This is a genomic window from Indolivaga alginatilytica, from assembly GCF_003201355.1.
Taxonomy (GTDB): Bacteria; Bacteroidota; Bacteroidia; order Bacteroidales; family Dysgonomonadaceae; genus Dysgonomonas_A; species Dysgonomonas_A alginatilytica.
On the sequence record NZ_QICL01000002.1, the window covers coordinates 192,595 to 217,701 of the forward strand.

Genomic DNA, 25,107 nt, shown 5'->3' on the forward strand with positions numbered 1-25,107 from the left:
GCACAAGAGATATCCCGAATTGAAAATATCTTATTAATGAAATCCTGCTTTTGCTAAATATTATTTTTATGAAAAAAACAATTTGTTCCTTACTTCTAATTCTTTCGTGCAGTTTGGTTTGGTCTCAGCAATATCACAGACCTGTTAAACCTGTCAAAAACGTAATAGTAATGATTCCCGACGGTACTTCTATCGGTGTAGTTTCTGCGGCACGGTGGTATCAAATATACAATAAACTGGGTGGTGAAAATCTGAATATCGATCCATATATGTGTGGCACGGTGAAGACTTTTTCGTCTAATGCTCCTATTGGCGATTCGGCTCCAACAACATCTGCATACATGACGGGTATGCCTCAACGTACGGGTAATGTGGCTATTTATCCTGTTGCCGACCCCGAGAATGATCTGGTAAAGGTCGACCCTTCGATGGCTTATCAACCTTTAGTGACTATTCTCGAAGCAGCTAAAATTCAGAAAAAGAAAGCAGTCGGAATGGTTGTAACTGTTGAATTTCCTCATGCTACGCCTGCCGATTGTTCGTCTCACTATTATGCACGTGGCAAATACGAATATATCGCACCTCAGATAGCCTATAATAATCTGGATGTAATGTTTGGTGGAGGTAATTCTATCGTGACAGACGATATGAAGAATCATTTCAAGAAGAACAACACAACCTTGATTCAGGATGACATAAACGCTTTCCGTTCATTCGATGGCGATAATAAAGTGTGGGCATTGTTTCAGGAGAAGGAATTGCCTTATGATTTAGATCGCGATGATTCGAAGATCCCTTCTATTGAAGAGATGACCAGAAAAGCAATAGATCATTTATCTGAAAACGACAATGGCTTTTTCCTTATGGTAGAAGGTAGTAAAGTAGATTGGGTAGCACATGGTAATGATGCAGTAGGTTGCATTACTGAATACTTGGCTTTCGATAAGGCGGTAGGTGCAGCCATTGAGTTTGCAAAGAAAGATGGCGAAACAGCGGTTATAGTACTTCCCGATCATGGTAATAGCGGATTTACTATCGGGCGCAGGGATTTAAAGAGTTATGATAAAGCAACTATTCACGATCTGTTTGCCAATGTTTCGAAATACAAAAGAACAGGCGAAGGACTAGAGCGCATCTTACTACAAGAGAAACCCGAAGATTTTAAAGCAATATTTAAGAAATATACAGATATAGATCTTACTGAGGAAGAATTAGCCAGTTTATTAAGTTCTAATAACTACAAAGAGGCTGATTATATGAAGAAAGCCGAAAGTCAGAATATGGGACATGCCATTGTCGATATAATGAATAGCCGTACTTACTTTGGCTTTACAACCGGAGGTCATACGGGCGAAGAGGTTTTTCTGGCAGCTTATCACCCACAGGGCGATGTACCATTGGGTATGAATACAAATGTGCAGATTAATCATTATCTGTCAGATGTTTTAGGACTTAAAGAAAGTCTTCCCGAAATGACAAAAGAAGTCTTTGCAAAACATCAGGAGGTTTTTTCAGGATTAAACTGCACGATTGATAAATCGACAGCATTCCCCCAATTAACAGTAAAAAAGGGAAAGAAAACATTGATTGTTCCAGCCTTTAAGTCGGTTGCCTACATGAATGGAAAAGAAATTGATCTGGGATCGGTAACGGTTTATATAGATAAAAACGATACGTTTTATCTTCCTGCAAATTTGATAGAACAGTTGAATTAAGATATGAAAAAAAAGTTATTGCTATTTGTCCTGTTCTCAGTTTTTATAGTTAAAGCTCAAGAGAATATTTCATTTCCTGCCAGTTTTAAGTTGAATCCGAAATTGTTAAGCGGAATGGTTATTGCTGAAATCCCGGCAGAGTATAAAAAAGAAGGAATTATCAATAATCCGGCTGTAATCGAAGATACACATGCCATTCGTATGATGGCTAATTCTGATAATCGCGATATCTTACAGCTTTATTATGAGATTTATGAAACGAAGGAAGAAGATGATTATGGTCGTGATGATGCGGGGGTAATTGTTTCTCGGTTTGTGTCGGAGGAAGCCCTGAAGAATAATTTGGGGGAGTTAAGAAACCAGAGTAATCTTGCCTATCTTGTCAAAAATAATTATTTGATCAAAGTTTGGAGTGATGCATCTCAAAATAGTGAGGAGCATATAAACGGAATGGTGAATTACTATCAGAATAGCTTACAAGCAGAACTGTATCAGGCTGCCGAGCAGCCTGGCGACACAACCGAAGTCGTGCAAATAGAATTTTATGAACCAGCGGATAGTACAGGCATCTCCTTGTGGTAGAATGTAATAAAGTAGAGATTGTTAGCTGGCTGACATAATATACGTTAAGGTGCGGAGGTCTGTGTTTTTTTAGTATCTTCGCATTCTTTTTATGTAACTAAATAAATTACGAATATGATTACTGTAGACCAACTCAAAGAAGTGTTGGAGCGCGAGCAAGCGTTGAGGGGGTACCTTTGACGTCGATGCAAAAATAATCCAATTAGAAGAAGAGGAAATAAGAACGCAAGACCCTGACTTTTGGACTGATAACAAAGCTGCCGAAGAGCAAATGAAAATAATCAGAGGTCTGAAAGGATGGCTTTCGGGTTATAATAAAGTGAAAGCGGCTGTAGAAGAATTGCAGTTGGCATTTGATTTCCAAAAAGAAGGAATTACTTCGGAAGAAGAAGTCGATGAGGTCTATAACCAGACAATAGAAATATTGGAGGATATGGAGCTTAAGAATATGCTTCGCCGTGAGGAAGATAAACTGGGTGCAGTACTCAAAGTAAACAGTGGTGCAGGTGGTACCGAAGGTCAGGATTGGGCTTCGATGCTTTTCCGTATGTATCAACGCTGGTGTGAGTCGAAAGGATATAAAGTAACCATTACCAACTTTCAGGAAGGTGATGAGGCAGGAATCAAAACAGCAACTATTCAGGTTGAGGGAGATTTTGCCTATGGATATCTTAAGTCGGAGAATGGCGTACACCGTTTAGTGCGTGTGTCTCCATACAATGCACAAGGTAAACGTATGACTTCCTTTGCTTCTGTTTTTGTGGTGCCTTTGGTTGACGATACAATCGAGATCGAAGTCAATATGGGTAGCATTACATGGGATACTTTCCGCTCGAGTGGGGCAGGAGGTCAAAATGTAAATAAAGTAGAAACGGGTGTTCGTCTTCACTACAAATACAAAGACGAGGAAACAGGCGAAGACAAAGAGATTGTAATCGAAAATACGGAAAGCCGTTCTCAGTTCGGTAATAAAGACAATGCGATACGTTTATTGAAATCGCAACTTTATGATATGGAGCTGGAAAGACGAAGCCGCATGCAATCTGCGGTGGAAGCCGGAAAGAAAAAAATAGAATGGGGATCACAAATCCGCAGTTATGTTTTTGACGACCGCCGTGTGAAAGATCACAGAACAAATTATCAGACTTCGAATGTGAACGCTGTTATGGATGGCGATATTGATGGTTTCATCAAAGCCTTCCTGATGGAGTTCGGTGCAGACGTATAAATCTTTGACTAATAATATAACTTAAAAGAGGTTGTCCGAGAAATCGGACAACCTCTTTTTTGTAATAAATAGCTAAAGCGATGTTCTCTCATTATAACTATCTCTAATTGTTTTGTTTATCTAAAGTGTTAAAGCAGTCTTAGACCTTAATATTGTAAAGTAGTATTTAGATAATCTTTTTTATTCATGCCTTCTTTCAACTGCATTTTGGGTATATTTCAATTTATTTCTTTTTTTAATGTGAAATTTTGGCAAGTTTTGACTCTAGAATATATATAATCGTATATTCTATTTACTTAAAATACTCTGGAAAGCATGAAAAAATATCTGACACTAATTCTACTTTGCTTACTCTCAATTACAGTGTGGGCGCAGGAGCAGAGGTCGCCTAATATTCAGATTAACGGTCTCAGTAAAGACGAAAGCCCGGTAAGGATATCGGATGTGAAAATCGATGTAAAAGTAGTCGGGTCACTCGCTGTAACTACTGTCGACATGACTTTTTACAATCCGAATAATCGTATTCTTGAGGGTGAATTGCAGTTCCCTCTTGCCGATGGACAATCTATCTCGCGTTTTGCTTTAGATATAAACGGCAACCTGCGAGAGGGCGTTGTAGTTGAAAAGGCAAAAGGACAGGAAGTATTCGAATCTACAATTCGCAGGAAGGTAGATCCCGGACTGCTCGAAAAAACAGTCGGAAATAATTTTCGTACACGGGTGTATCCTTTACCCGCAAAAGGAACACGACGTATTGTGATTGCTTATGAGCAGGAACTAACCAAAGGTAATGACGATTATCTGTTTTTCCTGCCTGTTGAATATCGGGATGTACTCGATAATTTCAGTCTGAATATAGCTGTGCATGCCGATGGACAAAAGCCAACAGTGGAGAAAACCCCTTGGGGTAGTTTTTCGTTTGATAAATCGGGAGAAGCTTATCTGGCATCTTATTCGGCAAAACAATATCCTTCAAAAGGACAATTGGTATTTTCTATACCTATCAAGAGCAACAAACAAATTTATATTGAGAAAGGACTGATAAGTAGTCAGCCGGTGTTTTATGCTCAGGTTTTTCCTTCACTTACCGTAGAAGCCAAACAGAGTCCGAAGAATATAGCTCTTTTCTGGGATGCATCTTCATCTATGAACGGGCGCAATCTGCCTTTGGAGATAGAATTATTGGATAACTATTTTAAAGAGAATGGAAACCTGACTGTTGAACTGTACACATTCAACTGTATTTTAGGCAAATCGCAAACATTCCCGATTAAAAACGGGAACTGGGATAATCTAAAGGATGTACTCAAAAATATACCGTACGATGGAGCTACTCAATTGGGATTGCTCGATTTTTCGAAACTGAATGTCGATGAGATTCTTCTGTTTACTGACGGGTTGAGTAATTTTGGTAAATCTCAGCCTATTATGGGTAAGTCTCCTGTATCGGTAATAACTTCATCTCTGAGTGCCAATCACAGTCTTCTGAAATACATCAATATATCATCGGGAGGAACTTACATTAATCTGATGAGCCAAACGCCGCAAGATGCCGCAAAAATGATGAAGAATGAAAGTTTCAGGTTGATTTCTGCCGATTATGATAAATCCGAAATCAGTGATTTGACAACTTCCGGTACTGTTGTCAATCCGAAGGCAGGATTTACGATGGCCGGTAAACTAAAGAAACAGAAAGCTTCTATCACACTTTCGTTTGGTATAGGCAGTCGTGTGTTATATACCGAAACCCTTGTCATAGACCAAAACAATATTGCGGATTATGGTAATATAGTGGAACGTGTATGGGCTGAAAAGAAGATAGCTGAGCTTGATTTATTGTTCGATAAAAATAAAGACGAAATAGAATCATTGGGACGTAAATACAATATTGTAACACGGAATACGTCACTCATTGTTTTGGATGATGTACAAGATTATGTCACTCATAGAATAACCCCTCCGGCTGAACTCTTAGACGAATATAATCGGATAGTAAGCGAACAGGAAATATGGAACACAAAACAAAAGCAGGATCGGATACAAGCTGTAATATCTATGCTTGAAGCACGGAAAGCCTGGTGGAACAGAGATTTCAGAAAAGAAATGGAAGAAGCAAAAAAACGGGCTGAGGAGGAAGAGGTTTTAAGAAGGGAAAGAGCTCAAAATCAAAGAGCAGAGCCAACATCGGGTCGTTCAATGATTGCCCGTCAGACGAATTCATATAATGGACGGGGTGTTAGTGGAATAATTAAAGATGAAACGGGTGAGCCTCTCATCGGAGTCTCTGTTAATATAAAAGGAACCAATACAGGTACTGTTTCCGATTTAGATGGGAAATATTCCATTAATGCTAAAGTTAATGAGGTTTTGCGATTCTCTTTTGTAGGAATGAATTCGATCGAGGTCTCTGTTCGGGGTAGCGAGTTGGATGTTGTTCTTGCCGATGATCAAGCGACGTTGAATGATGTTGTCGTTGTAGGTTATGGTGCTCAAAGACGTAGTGATCTCACAGGCTCGGTATCTCAGTTTACGGCTCCCGAAACTGTAGCCGATGAATTGCAGGGTCGTGTAGCAGGTATTCAGGTAAGCGAATCTGAAAGTCAAGACATCAGGAGAAGAAGCCCTAAATCGGTTTCTTCCAATAATTCACCTTCCGAATCTTTAAATTATAAATTAACTGCCGGCATAACATTGAACAAATGGAGCCCTGATGCTGCTTATCTGAATGAATTGAAAACTAAATCGGATAAAGAACTATATGCATCCTATTTGTCAATCAGAGATGAATATAAGTCGACACCCTCTTTTTTTCTGGAAGTATCAACTCTTTTCGAGGAAAGAGGATTAAAAGACGAAGCACTTATTATTCTCTCTAATCTGGCTGAACTGGAAGTTGAAAACTATAGATTGACGCGTGTATTGGCTCATCGTCTGAAACAGATGGGGTATAATGATTATGCTATCGATCAGTTTAAGTTGCTATTGACTCTTCGCCCTGAAGAACCTCAGACTTATCGGGATTTAGGACTGGCTTATGCTCAGAATAAAGAGTATCAGCAAGCTGTCAATACACTTTATAAGATGCTTGAACGCAGGTGGGACACTCGTTTCCCTCAGGTGGAAATGTTTGCAGTTGAAGAAATAAATAATGTAATAGATAAAGCTAAACGCGAAAAGATTGAACTGGATCTTAGTTCGGTAGACAATCGTCTGATATATAACATGCCCGTAAATATACGTGTTGTACTCAACTGGGACACCGATAACAGCGATATGGATTTGTGGGTAACAGACCCTAATGGCGAAAAATGCTTCTATAGTCATAAGCAAACTCGGATAGGAGGTTTAATGTCCTATGATTTTACGGGTGGCTATGGTCCCGAAGAATTCCTGATAAAAGAAGCGATAAGAGGTAAATATAAAATACAGGCAAACTATTATGGAAGTAGTGAACAGACTCTGGTTGGTCCAACGACTATCTATCTCGATATTTACACTTATTATTCGAGCGGAAAAGAAAAGAAAGAAACAATAACCTTACGTTTGTCGAGTAACAAAGAAACGATTGACATAGGTGAGGTAAATTTTGAATAGGAGAAAGATTACGGTCTCAGACCTTTTTATTACTTTGGCAAGTAAAATAATTATAGTTAGTTAGAGAATGATGAAATAAATATTTGAAAGGGTTGTCCATGTTTTTGGATAACCCTTTCAAGTATTATTATAAAAAAAAGAGGCATACATGTGTGATTTTTGGATAGGGTATGTTACTAATCGGAATAGAGTGTATCTTAATTGGCTGATTTATAAAAAAGCAACAACGGAATGGCAGATAATGATATTCAAGAGCAGTTCCTATCTATTTTAGAAGAAAATATCGGGATGATTATAAAAATTTCAAGGGCTTATACCAAAGTCGTGCAGGATCGTGAGGATTTAATTAATGATATTACTCTTGAATTGTGGAAATCATTTAAGCATTTCAAGGGAGGCTCGAAAATTTCGACATGGATCTATCGGGTCGCCTTGAATACTTCGATGAACTATAAACGGAAAAAGACCAGTGGCTCTCTATTCTCCTACTTTAACGATTTGAAGGAGAAAGATACTTACTCATGGCTTATGGAAGAAGATAATTCGCCGGAACTGGAAATCTTATATAACTGTATTGATGAGTTAAATGAGATCAATAAGGCAATTATTTTACTCTATCTTGATGATAATTCGCATGATGAAATATCAGAGATAATGGGCATCTCGAAAACAAATGTCGGTACGCGAATTAGTAGAATTAAGGAACAGATTAAAAATTTAGCAATTTCAAAAATCTAAGAATCATGGAACTAACAGAACTGGAAAATATCTGGAGAGAATCTGATAAAAAGATAGCGGATAATACTCGTTTAAATAAAGAAATTCTGAAAAGGATGTTGATGTCTAAGCCCGAGAAGCGATTACACCGGATGAAAATCAAAGTTGTTTACAATGTGCTTTCGCCTGTAATCCTTTTTATTGTGTTGGTGATTATAGATTTTCAATTTCGTTTAACAGTTAACTTCTATATTGGCTTAAGTCTCTTTGTATTTATATATGTCATTAATTATATCTGGGATATTAAGTATTTTCTATTGATTCGTAATATTGATTTCTCCGATAAGACTTTAACTCTAAAAAAGAAATTTGCTAAGCTTGAAAAATACACGATCAAAACATCGAAAATACGACATTTGCTAATGCCTTTTGCTATATTGGCAGCACTACTTATGCTGTTTCAAAAATTTGTATTCAATATCGAATCAATAGTGATGTTGATTTTAATAGTACTTGTTTTTATTGCATCGACTTACTACAGGTTTAGATATGCAATTTTTGAGCGCTTTAAGAAACTGAATAAAGAAATTGAAGAAATAGAAAATCTAGAAAAAGAATAACTTAAAGAGAGTTGTCTCAAAAGTAGTATCAGAACACAGAAAACACAAAGGAGACAGATATTAAAATACAAAAAAGAACCTGTTTAAAAATATATTAAAATCAAAAGGATTAATGTTTAGACTTTTGATTTGTCCAAGTAGAGCTAGCCACTTCAGGTTCTTTTTTATACATTTATATTATAGGCGATTAATACGCTACAAATATATAAGGCTCAGATACACTTTGGACTTTCCAAGTGGCTGTTGCTGTTGCTGGTTCTGCGGTGGAAATTAGCCCCCATAGGTACAGTCTTAAAACTCCTCCACTCGTGTTGTTTGTAAAGAACGAAAATTGCCCAATGGAACTTTCTGTGGTGAATGTGAAGCCTGCAAGTCCCGGAACCAGACTGTATCCTGTTCCATAATGTGCTGTTGAAGAACTGCTAAGGGAAAATGTCGCATAGCCATTAGCAGAAGCATAAGCAATAAAGCCTCCAACAAATATCTGAGACCTTCCAGAGGGCACATCTATATAGCTTTGTAGATACCTTAAGCTAGATGTCATTGAAAGATCGGTACCCCCCATCGTGCCAGCATATGGAGCAGCAGTGACATTTTGCCAAGTAGCATTACCTGTTGCATCCGATGTCAGCACCTTTCCGCTACCAGGAGTACCACTACTAATCTGAAGTGCTCCCGAAATTATAGAGGGTGCAGATATTGTTAACGTATTAGCTGTTGTTCCCGAAATGGTTGTCGCTTTGGTTAAAGCTCCGCCCAGTTCAGTCGTTGTTCCGTTCATATTCAAACCGTTATTGGCAGTAGTAACAGCCGCAGGTTGGCTAAACGGTCTCCAAAGAGTATCATCAAAAAAATAATACCCGATTGCTGTTACCAGAGCAGTTTTCGTTGTAATAGTTCCTGATAAATCGCTTACATAAACTATTGCACCTCTCTGGTCACGGTCATAACGTGCATCTTTTTCGATTAATTGAGCGCGTGTCAAATTTGGAGCAATAATTCCTTCGGCTGTAGTACCATCCGTATTTTGTGGTGTGACGTGAAGGGATGCTTTAGGGTCGGAATTGTTAATCCCAACCTGAGCTTGTGATGTCGCTGCTGCTATGAGGCAGACGAAAAATAAAACCTTTTTTTTCATTATATTACCTATTTTATATGTGTTTGATTTTGTTGCTGACCGAGATAGATGTTGACTAAAAAGAGCAGCAGCATGTAATCGCTACACGCTGCTGCCGGACATAATTGTTTCATAGGTAACCTAGATATTTCTACTGATTTTAAACGACAACAACAGAAATCAGTTAGTAGAAAAAGTTTACCGATGCAATTATTAATATATTTATTGGGGAAGTATTGTAATAGATATGCTATTGTGTAAAGAATACTCAAAAACAACAAAAGACGGAATAATCCGTCTAAAATATTTTTTTCACCAGCGTGGCTGCTAGCTAATCTCTCTCTCTCTCTCTCTCTCTCTCTCTAATATTTCAACGCAAGAAAACAAATCTAAACAGTTAAAATTTAGATTATTATCCGCTGGTATTTTTGTTAATTTATTAGCCATTGTGAGCGTAAAGGGTTATCTTAGAGATACAAATATACTATTTTTTTTTTAATGCACAAAAATATATGCATTTCTACGGTAAATTAATCTACATACATCAAATCGCTCATGATACTGTCTGAAATAAATATGCCTTGTGCGGTTATTATGTAGTGATTATCAGTAAGGATTACATTTCCCGATTCGAGATGCTTTTTCAGATTATTTTCACAGTACTCAAGCATCTTATCTCCAAACTTATCTTTCAGAGTAGAAATGTTGATGCCCCACATGGTACGCATACCCGTTAAAATAAAATCATTATATCGGGCTTGAGTATCCAGTATTTCCTCTTGAATATTGGGCTTTTCAGTTTTTATTCCTTCAATGAATTTGGGTATGGATGCTACATTCCAACATCTATTGATCCGGTTATAGGAATGTGCGGCAGGACCTAATCCCAGGTATTTTTTATCGAGCCAATACGAGCTGTTATGACGGGAAAAAAGCCCGCCTTTTGCGAAATTGGATGTTTCGTAGTGGATAAATCCGGCTTCTTTCAGTTTTTCAATTAATAGAGAGAACATATCGAGGCTGAGCTCTTCATCTGCCGATCTTACATCTCCTTTTTGTAATAGTCGATATAGTTTCGTACCAGTCTCATAGATGAGGTGATAGGATGAAATATGTTGTATATTCAGATTGATTGCTTTATCAAGTGTGTCTCTCCATATATCCATTGTCAGGTCGGGAAGACCATACATCAGATCGATACTTATATTCTGAAAGCCGCCTTGCTGAGCTAATTTGACTGCATCTATTGCTCTTTGGGTTGAATGCCGTCTGTTGAGGAACTTCAATTGTGCATCATCAAAGCTTTGTACACCCATGCTTAAACGGTTAAAACCTGATGACAGGAGCCGATTTATGTAGCTCGCATTCAGGTCGTCGGGGTTGGCTTCAAGGGTGATCTCTGCTTGAGAACTTATTTCGAAAGTATTCCGAAGTGTATTGAGTACCGATTGTAAATCTTCTATCGTGAGCTGAGAAGGTGTCCCTCCTCCAAAGTAGATGGTTTCGATAGCTTCTCCATCCAAATAATCAGCACGAAGAACGGCTTCCTTGGAGATAGCCGATACATACGGATTCTTTTGTTTCATGTCGGTTCTGGTGAAAAAGTCGCAATATATGCACCTTGTTTTACAGAACGGGACGTGTATGTATATACCTGCCATTTATGACTCAGCGTACATTTTGTCAATCAGGTCTTTGTATCTTTCAACTACAACCTTTCTTCTTATTTTGAGAGTATTGGTTAGTTCGCCCGACTCCATGGTGAATGGCTCGGGTAGAAGAGTGAATCGTTTTACTTTTTCATAAGGTGCAAAATCAGCCTGACGCATTTCTATACGTCCTGATATCATCGAATTTACATCTTTGTTCTGGAGCAGATTTTCCATATTGCTGTATACTATTTGGTTCTCCTCAGCCCATTTAACTATAGCCTCGTAGTTTGGAACAATGAGTGCACTTACAAATTTCACCTCATCGCCAATAACAGCTATCATATCGATAAACTTATCGTTTGCAATAATCGTTTCAATGGCTTGCGGCGCAATGTATTTTCCGTTAGAGGTTTTGAAAAGGTCTTTGATTCGTTCAGTTAATACGATCACATTCCCTTCTATCATTTTACCGGAATCTCCCGTTCTGAAAAATCCGTCCTCAGTAAATACTTTGGCTGTTTCTTCGGGTTTCTTGTAATATTCTTTCATGACAGTACGCCCTTTAACTAAGATTTCATCGTTTAGAGGGTCTATTTTTACTTCCAAGCCCGGCATTACCGATCCTACGGAATGTATCTTGAAATGAACGGGAGGATAGAAGCTCACTGTAGCAGTAGTCTCTGTAAGACCATAACCTACTATAATAGGTATATTTACCGATTTGAGGAATATGTTTATTTCGTCGGATAGAGGGGAACCCGCACAAGGAAATAATAATCCTTTTTCGATACCGATTACCATCTTCAATATACGAAATATGGTGTTGTTATAAAAGTGGAATTTTATAGCATTCCCAATCGGAGGTTTTATATCGTTATTCTTATAATCGAGATTGTATTTTTTTCCGGTCTTAATGGCGTCCGTATATAGCCACTTCATTAAACCTTTAGAGCTTTCGATTTTTTCGGAAACGCCTTGGAATACTTTTTCCCAGAATCGAGGTACACTGCACATTACTGTTGGTCTTACCTGCTTGATTGATTTCTGAATTTCCTTTGCATCGGTGTTGATTGCAATAGTCATCCCTTTGTGGATGGCATAATACGTCCATGCTTTTTCGAAAATATGAGCCAATGGAAGGAAGTTCATCGATATATCTCTGTTCGACAGTTGTGGTAATCTTTCATCATGGATTCTGAAAACTTCAAGAAAGGATGAATGTAAAAGAACAACCCCTTTAGGCTCTCCTGTAGTTCCCGAAGTATAAATGATACAGGCAATATCCGTTTCACGGATTGTTTTCATTCTGACGGTCACTTTCACTTCAGCATCGGAGTTTTCTCCGGTTGCCATAAAGTCATCGAAATATACAGATGTGTGGTCTTCGGGATGAAGTTTTACGTTTGCATCAAATATAACCAGCTTTTTCAGGGTTTCCGATTGCTGTTGTACTTTGTATGCATTATTATATTGAAATTGTTCTCCTACGAACAGGGTTTTTATTTGAGCATCATTTACAATGTATTCTACCTGATGGGGCGATGCTGTTGCGTATATAGGAACCACAACGGCTCTGTTGGCAAAAGCTCCGAACTCTGTAAATAAGTATTGACACATATTCTGAGAATATATTCCGATATTCTCCTGAGTGTCAATGCCTACCTCAGCCATAGCCCATGCCGTTTTCATGACATATTCCGAAAAGCGATTCCATGAGATTGTTTTCCAACGTTTTTCGCTGGCATCTCTGTACTTAAAAACTGTACTCGATTTGTATTTGGCTGCTCTCTTATGCACCAATTCGGCTAGATGGTAGTAACTCATTTCTATGTTTTTTACTTATGGTAAGGTCTGAGACCTGTTTTTATTGAGTAAACGAGTTGACGGGTATACAGAATAAAAGGTCTGAGACCTCACAAAGTTAGTTGAATAAATCATTAATTGATGTTAATCGCCTGATTTTTATAATTGTCTATGCATTAGTTGTTGTGGTAACGATGTGCTGAAAATGTTCTGTATTTCCTTCATATTAACTATAATATACATACGATTTATAGTATCTTTGCATCCGAAAAATCAGAAAGATGGCAGGAGGAATGAAAAGTCTGGCCAAAGATACCGCCATTTATGGTTTGAGTAGTATCTTAGGGAAATTTATAGGTTGGTGCCTTGTGCCGATCTATACACGGGTGCTAACCACCGGTGAGTTTGGTGTAATGACCAACGTGTATGCATATACTGCTTTGCTGGCGGTGATTCTTACGTATGGTATGGAGACCGGCTTTTTTCGCTTTATGAATAAGGGAGACGATGAACCGATGAAGGTATATTCTACAACCCTATTGTCTATTGCTCTTACCTCTATTCTTTTTGTGGTTTTTTGTTTTACTTTTTTGAACCCGATAGCCGACTTTTTAGATTATGCGCATCACCCCGATTATATTGCCATTATGGCTGTTGTGGTAGGGATTGATACGATAATGACTATTCCGTTTGCTTATTTACGATACAAGAAACGTCCCATTCGATTTGCCACTCTCCGGTTGTCGAGTATTTTTATAACCATTGTATTTACTATATTCTTCCTGATTATTTGCCCTAAGATTCATGCTGTTAATCCGTCATTGATCGCTTGGTTTTATAGTCCGTCATATAAAGAAGGTTACGTATTTGTAGCCAATCTTATAGGTTCTGCAATTACATTTATCTTCTTGATTCCCGAACTGAGAGGTTTTAAGTACGTCATCGATACCGATCTGTTGAAGCGTATGCTTAAATACTGCTTCCCTTTATTGATACTGGGAATTGCAGGTATGCTGAATCAAACAGTCGATAAAATAATTTATCCTTTCTTATTTGATGATAAAGTGGAAGCTTTCCGCCAATTGGGTATTTATTCGGCATGTTCGCGGGTAGCTATTATTATGATGATGTTTACACAAGCTTTTCGTTTTGCGTATGAACCTTTTATTTTTGCTAAGAATAAAGATGCGAATAACGATAAGGCTTATACCGAAGCGATGAAATATTTTATCATCTTCTCCTTGATTATATTTCTTGGGGTAATGTTTTACATGGATATAATAAAACACTTTATAGGCAAGGATTTCTATGAGGGCTTGAATGTGGTTTCTATTGTAATGATGGGGTATATCTTATTTGGAATCTATTTCAATTTGTCTTTTTGGTACAAGATGGTCGATAAGACTTATTTCGGAGCAGTATTCTCAATTGCAGGTTGTGTAATAACCATTGTTCTGAATATTATTTTTGTTCCTATCTATGGATATATAGCCAGTGCATGGGCTACATTGATTTGTAATTTGATAATGATGTTACTTTCATACTACTTTGAACGAAAATACCGGCCATTGCCGTACGATTTCAAATCGATAGGTTTGTATTTTGGTCTGGCTATCGTTCTTTATGGAGTAAGTTGTTATGCGCGGTTCGATACTGAAGCGTTGCGTTTGATATTCAATACAGTGCTGTTTGCTATTTTCTTTTTTGTACTTATCAAAAGGGATTTACCTCTATCGGAGATTCCTGTTATCGGTAAAATTGTAAAGAGAAAATAAGAAATAAATATAAGGGGATAATTATACACCCAACTAGTGGATGAAAGGTTTTGGCCTTTGATGTATTTATCTATAAATAAGATTACTCAGGAGTGTAGTAGTTTTGTAAAAGTAACAGTAAACAAGAAAAAATAAAACAGTAAAAAAGTGTCACTTTTTGGAACAGTTAGCAGTCAACAATTATCAGTCAACAGGGGTAGGGGCTGACCTGCGTGTCTGCCCGAATAGAGAAAAAGTAAACAGTAAACAATAGGAAATAAAACAGTCAGAAAGTGTCACTTTTGTTACCTTTGTAACCTTTTTGGATAGTAGCTGTTGATTTACAGTCTTTTGACAAATTGGGAAAAGTGACAACAGAATGTTTACTTTGTAACTTAACAGGAAGTTTTTTGTCACCTTTTGTTACTTTTTTTTAGTATACGTTTCGAAATAATCAAATAGGTCTTAGACCTTAATTTAAATAATTAACATGAAGAAAATCTTTTTATTGCTAGGCGTTTTACTCTCGCTGGCTTCTGTCCAAGCAGATGAGGGTATGTGGCTGTTGAAAGAGCTAAACAGACAAAGTGCAGCTCGTATGAAAGAGCTGGGATTTACATTTCCGATCGATAGTATTTACAGCGAAAAAAATGCGTCACTAAAAGATGCAGTTGTTATATTCGGAGGTGGTTGTACAGGTGTAGCTGTATCGCAGGAAGGTCTGATTTTCACCAATCACCATTGCGGATATGATGCTATCCAAAAGCATAGTTCTGTAGAACATGACTATCTGAAAGACGGATTTGTAAGCCAATCGAAACCAGAAGAATTATATACCGAAGGTTTAAATGTATCTTTTCTTCAAAAGACGGAAGATGTAACCGATCAGGTGACACTCGGGATAACCGATGCTACTTCGGAAGGGGAAAGAAATCATATAATAGATTCGTTATCAACAGATATTCTGGCTCAATATAAAAACAATGAGTTTTTGACTGCACGTATTGTGCCATTCTATACAGGAAATAAATTCTATCTGGTTGTTTACGAAGTATTCAAAGATGTGAGAATGGTTTTTGCTCCGCCTTCATCAATAGGTAAATTCGGAGGTGATGCCGATAACTGGCAATGGCCCCGTCATACAGGAGATTTTTCGGTATTCAGAGTGTATGCCAATAAAGATAATCAGCCATCACATTACAGTGCCGACAATGTTCCTTATAAACCTAAATACTCTGTGCCTGTTTCAATAAAAGGGTATAAAGACAAAGATTATGCAATGACAATCGGTTATCCCGGAAGTACAGAGCGTTATCTGTCTTCTTGGGGAATTACTCAGATGATGGAATCGGAAAATATTCCACGTATTGAGGTTCGCACCGTAAAACAAGCTATTTGGAGAAAGGCTATGAATGCAGATGATGCTGTACGTATCAAGTATTCGGTGAAATTCAGCAGAAGTTCCAATTATTGGAAAAATGCGATGGGTATGAATGCTGCTCTAAAAAAATTGAATGTAGTGGAATCGAAGCAAGCTTTGGAATCTCGTCTTGCGGATTGGATCGCAAGCAGTCCTGCCGCAACTGAGAAATATGGTGATGTATTGCCAAGCCTCGAAGTCGTTTATAAGAACACGATGAAACCTGTAGAAATAGGTACCTATTTTGGTGAAACATTTAATAATGGAATAGAAATTGCCCGTTTGGCAAATAGCGTAAATATTTCGAATGTTTCGGATAAAGAAGAGCTAATGGCTTATGTTAGGGCAAAACTAACCGATACATATAAGGATTACGTTCCTGAGTTAGATAAACAAGTAATGCCTGCTTTGCTTAAATTGTACAGAGAAAGAGTTCCAGCAGAATATCTGCCTAGTGTATATCAAACTATTGATAAGAAGTTTAAAGGTGACTATGATAAATATGCTGATTGGGTTTTCAAAAACAGTAAATTTACCAACTTAGACAACCTTATCTCTGCAATAAGTGCCGGAGGTTTAAAGGAGTTAGACAAAGATCCTGCTATGATTCTAGCTAAATCGGTTGCCGAAGGTCGTTTGAAATTAGTAGAAGACCTGTCGCCTGTATATCCTATAATCGATAGAAACGCCCGTAAGTATATGGCGGCTCTAATGGAGATGCAACCTGATAAAGCTTTCTCGCCTGATGCCAATTTTACTCAACGTCTGAGCTATGGTTCGGTAGGCGGTTATAGTCCTGCTGACGCTATTGAATACGATTACTTCTCTACAAGTAAAGGTATTTTAGAGAAAGAAAATCCTAATGATCCAGAGTTTGCAGTACAGAATTATATCTTAGATAATCTTCGTGCTGAGAAATGGGGAGAATATGCCAATGAAAAAGGTTCTATGTCTGTTGGCTTCCTGTCGAATAACGACATTACAGGAGGTAACTCAGGTAGTCCTGTGTTTAATGGTAAGGCTGAATTGATAGGTCTTGCATTTGATGGTAACTGGGAAGCTCTGAGTGGCGACGTAGTATTTGAACCTGAGCTGCAACGTACGATCAGTGTAGATATTCGTTATGTTCTTTATACTATCGACAAAATAATGAATTGCCCTCGCTTGATTGAGGAACTTACTATTCAGAGATAAGAGAAAACTCCTTCATTAATATAGATAGTCTTGTCAGATCATGTCTGACAAGGCTATTTTTTTATCTATGAAATAGATCGATTTGTCGAGCAGATTACTCCTTATGTAGAATGTCGTTGCGGGTTTTAAGAAAAGCTTATAACATTGGAGTCTGGTTTATAATAATTTTAGAGTATGAGATTAAACAAGTTTTTACTGGGGTTTTTATGTGTGTCGTCTTTTGTTATCATATCGTGTAGCAGTGACGATGACGATGATGATTTAACAGGTGGAGACGATGGCAGCAATGTTGTGGTTGATGAAGATTTTGTGACTAACACAAAGGATACCACATTTATAAATTCAGTGCTGATTACGTATTCGGATAATGCAGTTGAAATAAAAAATCCCTATGCCGATAAAGGTATAGTTGTAACAAAAACAGGTAGCGATGTTACAGTAACATCTACTATTACAGATACAGAAGTGAATTATGTATTGTCAGGGTTAACTAAAGACGGTTCTCTGAAAATCTATAGTGATTATAAATTCGGAGTAGGTCTCAATGGTGTCAGTATTATAAACGGCGACGGAGCTGCAATTAATATTCAATCGGGAAAGAAAGTATCCTTAGTATTGGTTGGAGGTACTTCTAACAGACTGGTTGATAATGCAACTTATGCGGCTAGTGGCGATGAAGATATGAAAGGTACTCTGTTCAGTGAAGGACAATTGAATTTCGATGGGAATGGTAGTCTTTTAGTTTACGGATACAATAAACATGCGATAGCAAGTGACGATTACATCCGAATAAAAGGCGGAAATATAACAGTGAAAACCGCTGTTAAAGATGGTATTCATGCAAATGATTATGTTCGTATAGATGGCGGTACAGTAGATATTACAGCTTTGGGCGATGCCATAGAATGCGAAGAGGGATATGTTGCCGTAAATGGTGGAAGTATAAAAGTGAAGAGTGTAGGAGACGGAATTAAAACTTCATACAAAGGAACCGATACTTCTATTGTTCCTTATATAACTATCAATGGAGGTACGCTTGATATTACTACAACAGGCGATGGTTCGAAAGCAATAAAAAGTAAAGGTGATATTACAATTGCTGATGGTGATATGACTCTGGTAACTACGGGTAGTGCTTATTATGATACGGACGATGCGGATATATCTTCATCGGCAGGTATCAAGGCAGGAGGGAACTTCCTGATGAAGAAAGGTACTGTATCTATCAATAGCTCAGGAGCAGGCGGTAAAGCTATCAGTGTTGATGGAACTCTGACTGTAGATAATGGAACTATATCTGTAATAACCACAGGAGATCAATTTAAATATGGGAATGATGATACAGCAGCCAAAGCTATAAAAAGTGATGGAGATCTGACTATCAATAATGGTACTATAACTATTAAGACTTCGAAAACTGAAGCAGAGGGTTTAGAAAGCAAGACTACACTAACCATAAATAATGGAAAGATCGAAATAGAGGCTTACGATGACTGTATCAATGCTACTAATCATATTCAGATAAATGGAGGTTCTATTTATTGTTATAGCGAAACAAATGATGGAATAGATTCTAACGGAACTTTAACTGTAACCGGTGGAACGATTGTTACAGCAGGGGCAGGAGCACCAGAAGAAGGGTTTGATTGTGATAACAATACTTTCAAAATAACAGGCGGAACATTAGTTGGTGTCGGAGGTTCTACCAGTACACCTACATCTAGCGTTAGTACACAACGTACGGTTATTTATGGAGGTTCAGGTACAGCTAATCAATTTGTTCATATTGCAGCGGCTGACGGTACAGGTGTCCTTACATTTAAAGTGCCCCGAACATATAACCAGATGACTTTATTGTTTAGCAGTGCAAATTTGGCAGCCAATACAGTGTATACAATTTATACAGGAGGTAGTGTTGCGGGAGGTACAGATTTCCACGGATTATATACCGGCGCAACTTATACCAAAGGAACCTCATCGGGTACATTTACTCCAACCTCGATGGTAACCACAGTCGGTAATGTAAGTACTGGTCCCGGCGGAGGTGGAGGGCGTCCTTAAAGAAGAGGGTGTGAGCTGATAACTACTTATTATCTTATTCGAAAGGAAACAAGAAGTAATTATAGTTTTATTGTGTTTATGTTTTTTTTAAAAGTGTTTAGCAAATAAAATTGTGCGAAGAAAGGGGTGTCTTGGTGATATCCCTTCTTTATTTTGCAGTTAGAGTATCTATCTTGAATATAGTATTTATTAATCTGCAAATGAAGTAAATTGCGATAAGAATAAATATAATGAATGCACCGGAAGGTACATTGATAAATGCAGATAATATAAGTCCGGAAATACATCCTACTAATCCGAAGATGATAGAAAGAAAAATCATCTTGGAAAAATTGGCTGTGTATAGATTGGCTGTCATTTGAGGCATAGTCAATAAAGACATTAGCAATACAACACCCACCAAGCGTATGGTAAGAACGATAGATACGGCGATGAAAAACATCATAGCATATTCTATAAACTTTACGGGAAGATTTCGGGTCTTAGCAAAATCAGAATCGAATGCTACATACAGAATCTCTCTTCTGAAAAAGTAAAATATAGCAGCCAATACTGCTGATAATGCAATAAAGGCATATATATCGGCAGTTGTTATAGTCAGTATATTACCAAACAAGTACTCAGAAAGATTAGGAGCAAAACCTGCTTTGAGGTATATACAAATAATCCCGATAGCCATCCCAAATGACCAGAATGCAGCTATTGCAGAGTCTTCGCGAACACCTTTTCTTCCGGATAACCATTCAATCCCGAATGCGGATAGGATAGAAAATACCATTGCCGAAAGTATAGGATTGAAGCCGAAATAGAAACCTATTCCCAGCCCTCCCAATGAAGCATGTGTAATACCTCCACTAATAAATACCAGGCGCTTGATTACAATATATGTACCTATTATGCCACAGGCAATACTGGCAAACAATCCTCCTAAAAGAGCATTGATGAAAAAATCGTATCGAAAAAGTTCGAAAAAGTCCATTTAAGCATTGGTTGGTTGTGTACTACGCAAATCGTTAATTATAAGTAGTATCTCGTCTTTTAATTCATTCGGAATAGGGATTTCTCGTTGTTGAAGGCTTCTAACCCAACGTGGTTTATCTTCATCAAGCAATGTATAGAATACCTCACGGAATTCGTCCACTTCTTGAGGAGTATAGTCTTCCTCCGAATATTCTTTGTACTTATCTAGTTCCTCATCATCAAAATAGTCCGATTCCTCAACAAAACAGTTTAGAAGACTGTCTTGCTCACAAGTAGCATGTTGTCCGCAACATGTACCATCTGTGGGATCACTATTTACTATTTCGGCACGTTCAGTATTTCCTTGTTTCCGCTGGTATGAATTCCATACAAATAACGCGATCACAAAGAATATGATAATGCCTAAAAAGATGAAGAGTATTTCCATTAATTGTTTATTTATCTACCGAGAAGCCGGCTTTACTTAAATCTTCCCAAAAATATGGGTAAGATTTGGTAACAACCATAGGCTCGGCTATTGTTAGATTGTCTAATTTTAGAGCAGCCGGTGCGAAAGCCATTGCCATGCGATGGTCTTCATAGGTAGCTATTACAGGAGTTTGTTCAGGCTCGCATCTTTCGCCGTCCCATTCAAGTATGCTATTGTGGCTATCGGTTATAACGTAGCCTAATTTTTTCATTTCAGCTTTTAAAGCCTCTATTCTGTCTGTCTCTTTTATTTTAAGAGTTTGAAGTCCAGTGAAAAGGAAGGGTACACCCATCATACAGCAGACAACAACAAATGTCTGAGCAAGATCGGGCTCGTTTATAAAATTGTGGAATAGCTTTTTAGCAATTCTATCGGTCTTGGTTAGAATAACGCCGTCTTCTTTAAATTCGGTTTCAACACCTAGGTCTTGAAATAATTCGGCAACCTTAGAATCGCCTTGTCCACTTTCCTGAAATAAGCCTTTTAGCTCAATTTTGGCATCGTTGCTCAATGCTGCGATTGAATACCAATAGGAAGCTGCCGACCAATCTGATTCAACCAGATATGGGATTGGCTTATATTCATTCGGAAATATTTTGATAACATTATCTACCCAATCGCATTTCACTCCAAATTTTTCCATCATACGAAGCGTTAGCTTTATATAAGGAATCGAAATGACATCACCCTCAAGATGAAGGGTCAAACCTTTCTCCATTGTCGGTGCAATCATTAATAGAGCCGAAATAAACTGAGAGCTTATTCCGCCCGACAAGAAGATGTCTCCTCCGTCTAATGCACTACCTCTAATTTTTAATGGAGGAAATCCTTGATTTTTAAGATATTCAATATGCGCACCAAGAGTGTTAAGAGCTTCCACCAATGTGTTTATTGGTCGTTGTTGCATCCGTTCACTTCCGGTTATTATCCATTCTCCCGGTATTTTTGATAGATATGCAGTAAGAAAACGCATCGAAGTTCCTGCTGCACCTATATCAAATGTATTTGTTTTAGAATTGAATACTTCCAGCATTACTTTCGTATCATCGCAATCAGACAGATTTTCGATAGGAAAAGGGCTGTTGCTAAGAGCCTTTAATATAAGAGCTCTGTTACTGATACTTTTCGACGCAGGAAGTTTAATACTTGTATATATCGGAGATTTTGGTGCTGTTATTTTATATTTCATGAGTATTGGTAAAATGTATTTATTACAATAATTACAAAGATAGCAAAAAGCAACTTTGGAAAAGCCAGTCCAAATTAAAGTTTATAAAAATTAAAGTTAAGTTGATACTTATCAATGTTTGAAGCAGTATTCTAACCTTGCTTCAAGAGCTTGATGTGTATAGCTATTTTGTTCTTTTTGTGGTTTTTGTACGGTACGAACTCCAGTTCCAGTTGATCATTTGTCGTAATCTTTTTAAGAAACGTTTAGAGGGTTTGTCAAGTATATACGACTCTATATGACGTTTACGCTTTTCTTCCAGAATTTCGTCTTTGTCGATAAGTATTCCGGTTTCTTCTACGTTTCCAAACAAGTCATTTACGGCTGTTCCAAACACTTTCATCTGTGGAGAAAGACCCATGTAAGCATTTACAAGAGGTGGGATATTGATTCCTAATCTGCGGACAGCTGTATTCAATATTTTATAATCACTTTTAAGATCATCTTCAATAAAAAGCTTCTTCAAAACTTTAGTTTCGGTAGTTATATGCAGGCTCTTCTTTGGATATACCAACTTGTCGGGGTCGGGGAAGTGCTTAAACATGAAATATAAAATCATATCTCTAGCCTTAGCATCATATGTGTCGTACATGGTAACCTTTCCGAAGAAATATCTCATCGTTGGTTCAGCTACTGATAAGGCACCCAATCCATCCCAAAGGTTGTCAAGAGCAAAAATCCCTTTCGATCCAGCGCGAGTGCTTTGGTATTCGAGTGAAACAAACGAACGTCCTAGTTCAATAGTATAGGGTAAATATTCGTTGATGAATTTAGGTGAAAAGTGAAAAAGATGAGAGGTTGCCAATTCGGGCTCTCCGTGCTCATCAAATTTGATATCAGGACCACAGATAAAACGGTAACCGCCTAGTATTTCTTCGGCTTCAGGATTCCATACAATCAGTTGTTTGTAGGGGTTATCCATCATATCATACTCGTCTATATCTATTTCTTTGCCTGTACCTCCACCATAATAACGGAAAGCAATTTCGCGCAAACGGGCGATCTCGCGCATTACATTCGGAGAATTGTGATGCGTGATAATGTAAATCTCATTATTGGCTTTGTTGGTCTTACGTAAGAATTTATCTCTTGTAAGCTCAGCTTTTAAAAGTTTCTTATCAATTGCCGGAATAATACTTTCCATATTTTAAGTAACGTCAAATATTTATTTCTGTATTTTATACTTGTAACGATTTTTCGTTATTCTGCTAACCTGAGTAGGAGTATGGTGTATGACCTTATTGCTTATTACTTGAGGCTAGACTGTATGTTATATCTTTTAATTTTTCTGCCCATTGTTGATGAGTTTTTGTTTCATCAAAAGATTCCCACGGTATAGGATCTCCAAAAGTAACAGAAAATGTCTGATGCTTATTCTTGAACATTTCATCGGGTAGAAAAAAAGTTTCAATGTTAAATTTCACTCCTAGTTTCTTTCTAATATTTGCAAATCTATAAAAGAAATTTGAGTTTTTCGCTTCAAAATACACAGGAACAACATCTCTCTCGGTTTGTATGGCTTTCTGTATAAAAGACTTCTGCCATTTAAGATCATATATTCTTCCGTTTGTTTTGCGGGAACATAATCCTGCCGGAAATGTAATGATTTGATTGTCGGAAGCATAGGCTTCGTTCAATAATGCAGCCTTTTCTTTTGCTTGCGATCCGTATTTATTGATCGGGATAAATATTGGTCTCAGATTTTTTATAAAATACAAAACATCGTTAACCAAATATTTTATCTTCTTGTCGAACTTGTTTCCAATGATAGATGATAAGCAAATACCATCGAGCCCACCTAAAGGATGATTGGAAACAAAAATATATCGATTGTCATTCGGTATATTTTCTAAGCCTTTGACATTTAAGTGTAAATCGAAATATTGAACAACGGAATCCATAAAATCGACCCCATGTTTATCCGAATAGATAGTCAATATCTCGTTTAGCTCATCAAGGTGTATTTTCTTTTTTATGTAGTTTAGAGCAAAAGTGGGTGTCTTGGCATAAAGCTTGGGAGCCTTATCTATAAACACCTTGTCCAAATCAATTAAGTTCGGAGCATTATCTTTTACTTCATCCATTACTTTTCCGGGCACAGTAGAAATCCTACCGTTATATTATTGGTTTACTAACTCTATTTCTCTGTTTTTTAATACTCTTAAAGCAATAAAGAGGTCTGTGACCTTGTTCTGATTTTCCAAAACTGTAAAGATAATTTTTTTTATACAAAGTCACGGTTTAGTAGTCCTATTTATTCTCATTTTTATATTTTAAGATTGTTTTAAGTAATTTGTTTTATCTGTTTTTTATGAACTCTAATGAGTTGATTTTTATAGAAATGAGTGTGTTGAAAACTTTTTATTAAAACTTTGTGTTTAAAAGTGGGGGAAAGTGGATAATTTTATACCTTTACGCACTATTGTATAGAATACAAGGTGTGTAAGCAATGTTTTAGAATGTAATCACAGCATTTCTGTTTGGAATATTAACAAATTGAAATGTCTAAACTTAGGATAGAATGCAGTTTTTAGGTAGTATAGATGCAAAGATTGACGCAAAGATGCGTGTGTTTGTGCCTGCGAATTTCCGAAAGGTTTTGCAAGCAGAAGTTCAATCTGTACTTATTCTGCGTAAAGATATTTTCCAAGATTGTCTTGTTTTGTATCCAGTGGAGGTTTGGGATGCTGAGGTTCAGAAGCTACGTTTGCGGTTGAGTCGTTGGGATAAAGCTCAACAGCAACTGTTTCGTCAGTTTGTGGTAGATGCCGAGCGTTTGGAAATTGATGCCAGTGGTCGTATTCTTATACCGAAGCGCTATTTGCAAATGATAGGCGTTGGTTCTGAAATACAATTCCTTGGTGTTGACAATACAATAGAAATTTGGGGTAAAAATCAATTGAATGAAACTCTGGTTGCTCCCGAAGATTTCGGAGTTGAGATTCAACGTATAATGAGTGGAGAAGATTGAT

The 25,107-nt window shown here is 37.4% G+C and carries 18 protein-coding genes; 10 read left to right on the plus strand and 8 right to left on the minus strand.

Annotated elements, in window-relative coordinates:
- Positions 1 to 68 precede the first annotated feature (68 nt).
- The 6 genes from CLV62_RS03565 to CLV62_RS03590 all read left to right on the plus strand — a co-directional run bounded on the left by CLV62_RS03565 (position 69) and on the right by CLV62_RS03590 (position 8,456).
- Entirely contained in the window at positions 69 to 1,715 is a 1,647-nt protein-coding gene (locus CLV62_RS03565) for an alkaline phosphatase (protein WP_110309420.1), read from the plus strand.
- A 3-nt stretch (positions 1,716 to 1,718) separates the two neighbouring features.
- Positions 1,719 to 2,297, plus strand: a complete 579-nt coding sequence (locus tag CLV62_RS03570; protein WP_110309421.1) for a hypothetical protein — start codon at positions 1,719 to 1,721, stop codon at positions 2,295 to 2,297.
- A gap of 114 nt (positions 2,298 to 2,411) precedes the next feature.
- A protein-coding gene (prfB, locus tag CLV62_RS03575; protein ID WP_110309422.1) for a peptide chain release factor 2 occupies positions 2,412 to 3,525 on the plus strand; the annotation gives its coding sequence in 2 pieces (ribosomal slippage) (positions 2,412 to 2,474 and positions 2,476 to 3,525; 1,113 coding nt in all).
- Between the two features lie 315 nt (positions 3,526 to 3,840).
- Complete coding sequence (locus tag CLV62_RS03580; RefSeq protein WP_110309423.1) at positions 3,841 to 7,119, plus strand: VIT domain-containing protein; 3,279 nt, start codon at positions 3,841 to 3,843, stop codon at positions 7,117 to 7,119.
- A 231-nt stretch (positions 7,120 to 7,350) separates the two neighbouring features.
- A complete protein-coding gene (locus CLV62_RS03585) occupies positions 7,351 to 7,857 on the plus strand; it encodes an RNA polymerase sigma factor (RefSeq protein WP_110309424.1) in 507 nt (168 codons plus the stop codon).
- A gap of 5 nt (positions 7,858 to 7,862) precedes the next feature.
- A complete protein-coding gene (locus CLV62_RS03590; protein WP_110309425.1) occupies positions 7,863 to 8,456 on the plus strand; it encodes a hypothetical protein in 594 nt (197 codons plus the stop codon).
- Positions 8,457 to 8,643: 187 nt separating this feature from the next.
- On the opposite strand, the gene CLV62_RS03595 is transcribed toward CLV62_RS03590, so the two are convergent.
- From CLV62_RS03595 to CLV62_RS03605, 3 genes are all read right to left on the minus strand, one after another.
- Positions 8,644 to 9,594 carry a hypothetical protein gene (locus tag CLV62_RS03595; RefSeq protein WP_110309426.1) on the minus strand — a complete coding sequence of 317 codons (951 nt, stop codon included), beginning with the start codon at positions 9,592 to 9,594 and terminating at the stop codon, positions 8,644 to 8,646.
- Positions 9,595 to 10,103: 509 nt separating this feature from the next.
- Complete coding sequence (gene hemW / locus CLV62_RS03600; protein WP_110309427.1) at positions 10,104 to 11,234, minus strand: radical SAM family heme chaperone HemW; 1,131 nt, start codon at positions 11,232 to 11,234, stop codon at positions 10,104 to 10,106.
- Complete coding sequence (locus CLV62_RS03605) at positions 11,235 to 13,049, minus strand: AMP-dependent synthetase/ligase (RefSeq protein ID WP_110309428.1); 1,815 nt, start codon at positions 13,047 to 13,049, stop codon at positions 11,235 to 11,237.
- A gap of 260 nt (positions 13,050 to 13,309) precedes the next feature.
- Here CLV62_RS03605 and CLV62_RS03610 point away from each other — a divergent pair, with 260 nt between their 5' ends.
- The 3 genes from CLV62_RS03610 to CLV62_RS03620 all read left to right on the plus strand — a co-directional run bounded on the left by CLV62_RS03610 (position 13,310) and on the right by CLV62_RS03620 (position 19,457).
- The gene (locus CLV62_RS03610) at positions 13,310 to 14,803 is read left to right on the plus strand and encodes a lipopolysaccharide biosynthesis protein (RefSeq protein WP_110309429.1); all 1,494 of its coding nucleotides are present in this window, start codon (positions 13,310 to 13,312) and stop codon (positions 14,801 to 14,803) included.
- Positions 14,804 to 15,272: 469 nt separating this feature from the next.
- Complete coding sequence (locus CLV62_RS03615) at positions 15,273 to 17,396, plus strand: S46 family peptidase (protein WP_110309430.1); 2,124 nt, start codon at positions 15,273 to 15,275, stop codon at positions 17,394 to 17,396.
- Between the two features lie 174 nt (positions 17,397 to 17,570).
- The gene (locus tag CLV62_RS03620) at positions 17,571 to 19,457 is read left to right on the plus strand and encodes a carbohydrate-binding domain-containing protein (RefSeq protein ID WP_110309431.1); all 1,887 of its coding nucleotides are present in this window, start codon (positions 17,571 to 17,573) and stop codon (positions 19,455 to 19,457) included.
- A 148-nt stretch (positions 19,458 to 19,605) separates the two neighbouring features.
- Here CLV62_RS03620 and CLV62_RS03625 read toward each other — a convergent pair whose 3' ends face one another.
- The 5 genes from CLV62_RS03625 to CLV62_RS03645 form a co-directional block, all read right to left on the minus strand.
- A complete protein-coding gene (locus CLV62_RS03625; protein WP_110309432.1) occupies positions 19,606 to 20,436 on the minus strand; it encodes a metal ABC transporter permease in 831 nt (276 codons plus the stop codon).
- On the minus strand, positions 20,437 to 20,865 hold the full coding sequence (locus CLV62_RS03630) for a phospholipase (protein ID WP_110309433.1): 429 nt from the start codon (positions 20,863 to 20,865) through the stop codon (positions 20,437 to 20,439).
- 7 nt (positions 20,866 to 20,872) lie between these two features.
- Positions 20,873 to 22,096, minus strand: coding sequence for a 3-phosphoshikimate 1-carboxyvinyltransferase (locus CLV62_RS03635; protein ID WP_110309434.1), 1,224 nt, complete (start codon positions 22,094 to 22,096; stop codon positions 20,873 to 20,875).
- A 163-nt stretch (positions 22,097 to 22,259) separates the two neighbouring features.
- A complete protein-coding gene (locus CLV62_RS03640) occupies positions 22,260 to 23,279 on the minus strand; it encodes a GNAT family N-acetyltransferase (RefSeq protein WP_050711328.1) in 1,020 nt (339 codons plus the stop codon).
- Positions 23,280 to 23,373: 94 nt separating this feature from the next.
- Positions 23,374 to 24,219 carry a 1-acyl-sn-glycerol-3-phosphate acyltransferase gene (locus CLV62_RS03645; protein ID WP_110309435.1) on the minus strand — a complete coding sequence of 282 codons (846 nt, stop codon included), beginning with the start codon at positions 24,217 to 24,219 and terminating at the stop codon, positions 23,374 to 23,376.
- Between the two features lie 437 nt (positions 24,220 to 24,656).
- On the opposite strand from CLV62_RS03645, the gene CLV62_RS03650 reads away from it, so the two are divergent.
- On the plus strand, positions 24,657 to 25,106 hold the full coding sequence (locus CLV62_RS03650; protein ID WP_110309436.1) for a division/cell wall cluster transcriptional repressor MraZ: 450 nt from the start codon (positions 24,657 to 24,659) through the stop codon (positions 25,104 to 25,106).
- The last annotated feature ends 1 nt before the right edge of the window (position 25,107 follow it).

Coding starts and splice junctions, on each gene's coding strand:
- CLV62_RS03645 (WP_110309435.1), bottom strand. CDS start 24,219: ATGGATGAAGTAAAAGATAATGCTCCGAACTTAATTGATTTGGACAAG.
- CLV62_RS03620 (WP_110309431.1), top strand. CDS start 17,571: ATGAGATTAAACAAGTTTTTACTGGGGTTTTTATGTGTGTCGTCTTTT.
- CLV62_RS03635 (WP_110309434.1), bottom strand. CDS start 22,096: ATGAAATATAAAATAACAGCACCAAAATCTCCGATATATACAAGTATT.
- CLV62_RS03595 (WP_110309426.1), bottom strand. CDS start 9,594: ATGAAAAAAAAGGTTTTATTTTTCGTCTGCCTCATAGCAGCAGCGACA.
- hemW (WP_110309427.1), bottom strand. CDS start 11,234: ATGGCAGGTATATACATACACGTCCCGTTCTGTAAAACAAGGTGCATA.
- CLV62_RS03590 (WP_110309425.1), top strand. CDS start 7,863: ATGGAACTAACAGAACTGGAAAATATCTGGAGAGAATCTGATAAAAAG.
- CLV62_RS03585 (WP_110309424.1), top strand. CDS start 7,351: ATGGCAGATAATGATATTCAAGAGCAGTTCCTATCTATTTTAGAAGAA.
- CLV62_RS03640 (WP_050711328.1), bottom strand. CDS start 23,279: ATGGAAAGTATTATTCCGGCAATTGATAAGAAACTTTTAAAAGCTGAG.
- CLV62_RS03610 (WP_110309429.1), top strand. CDS start 13,310: ATGGCAGGAGGAATGAAAAGTCTGGCCAAAGATACCGCCATTTATGGT.
- CLV62_RS03625 (WP_110309432.1), bottom strand. CDS start 20,436: ATGGACTTTTTCGAACTTTTTCGATACGATTTTTTCATCAATGCTCTT.
- CLV62_RS03570 (WP_110309421.1), top strand. CDS start 1,719: ATGAAAAAAAAGTTATTGCTATTTGTCCTGTTCTCAGTTTTTATAGTT.
- CLV62_RS03565 (WP_110309420.1), top strand. CDS start 69: ATGAAAAAAACAATTTGTTCCTTACTTCTAATTCTTTCGTGCAGTTTG.
- CLV62_RS03630 (WP_110309433.1), bottom strand. CDS start 20,865: ATGGAAATACTCTTCATCTTTTTAGGCATTATCATATTCTTTGTGATC.
- CLV62_RS03580 (WP_110309423.1), top strand. CDS start 3,841: ATGAAAAAATATCTGACACTAATTCTACTTTGCTTACTCTCAATTACA.
- CLV62_RS03650 (WP_110309436.1), top strand. CDS start 24,657: ATGCAGTTTTTAGGTAGTATAGATGCAAAGATTGACGCAAAGATGCGT.
- CLV62_RS03605 (WP_110309428.1), bottom strand. CDS start 13,049: ATGAGTTACTACCATCTAGCCGAATTGGTGCATAAGAGAGCAGCCAAA.
- CLV62_RS03615 (WP_110309430.1), top strand. CDS start 15,273: ATGAAGAAAATCTTTTTATTGCTAGGCGTTTTACTCTCGCTGGCTTCT.